Consider the following 1,437-nt stretch of genomic DNA (forward strand, 5'->3'; position numbering starts at 1 on the left):
CAGGAGCAGGAATTGCTGGGTTATTAAAAGTACTATTATGTATTAAAAATAAAACACTACCAGGAAACCCTAATTTAAAAACGCAAAATAAGTACATTAATCTAAAAGAAACACCTTTCCATTTAAGAACAGAAACGACACCTTGGACAATTGCTAAAAATAAAACAAGAATTGCAGGCGTTAGTTCTTTTGGATTTGGAGGTGTCAATGCGCATGTTGTTTTAGAAGAGTACAAAAACAAACAAAAAGTATATAAAAGCCTTAGTCCAGCACTTATAATCTTATCGGCTAAAAATAACGATAGATTAAAAGAAAAAGCAATAGAACTAAAAAAACACCTTCAATCTAACCTGGTGCAACTTCACGATTTAGCCTATACACTTCAGTATGGCCGTGAAGAAATGGAAGAACGCCTTGCATTTAAAGCAGAAACAATAGATGATGTAATAACAAAACTAACTAGTTTTTTAGAAGGCAATACAATAGATATAGCTACAGGGAACTCTAGAAAAGACAATTGTAATTTTTTATTAAAAGGAGAAGCAGGGCAAGCCTATATGGATATTGTAATTTCTAAAAAAGAGTTTACATTATTAGCAGAACTCTGGGTAAAAGGAACAGATTTAAATTGGGAATTTTTATACGGTAAAACAATACCAAATAAAATAACATTACCAACATATCCTTTTGCAAAACAATACTACTGGGTATCTAAACCAGAACAAGAAACCGTAGAAACGACCAATACTAAAACCAAAGTATTAGAAATACAGGCCTCAATAGAAGAAACCGTAGAACTTACAACAGAAGAGAAAGTAAAAAACTTTTTAATGACTGTATTAAAAAAGGTTTTAAAGTTAGACGAAAAGGATATAGATTTCACGTTAGATATTGGCGATTATGGAATAGATTCTATTATGTCTGGACTTATGATAGCAGATATAAGAGAAGTTGTAGCAGAAGTACCACCATTACTTTTTATGGAGTACAGAACCTTTAATGACATTGTAGAATATTTAGTAGCAGACTTTGGAGATAATTTTAACGATATCAAGCAAAGCACACCTGTAGTAAAAGAAGTAATAAAGGTTGTTAAAGAAACATTACAAACCGAAAATATACTACCACAAAAAGAAGCAGAACCCCAAGAGAAAGAAACAGAAAATAATGCAATTGCAATAATTGGAGTTAATGGTATCTTACCACAATCGGAAAATACATTGCACTTTTTTGAGCACCTAGAAAAAGGAGACTCATTAACAGAAAAAATTCCACAAAAGCGATTAGACCTATTAGGCTTAAAGGATGAAGAGCGCAAACAAATAGCAAAATTTTATGGCGGGTTTATAGATGGAATAGAGTATTTCGATTATAAGAAATTTAAATTCACTAAAGAAGAAGCAATACAAATAGATCCGCAATTAAGAAAACTAATAG

General features: G+C 31.5%; 1 protein-coding gene. It reads left to right on the top strand.

All coding sequences use genetic code 11. The features are described 5' to 3' along the window. Positions 1 to 1,437, top strand: a 1,437-nt coding sequence (locus tag ACVC2P_RS12970; RefSeq protein ID WP_452598887.1) for a KS-MAT linker domain-containing protein, incomplete at both ends; no start/stop codon positions are given.

This window comes from Pontimicrobium sp. MEBiC01747 (genome assembly GCF_053601635.1).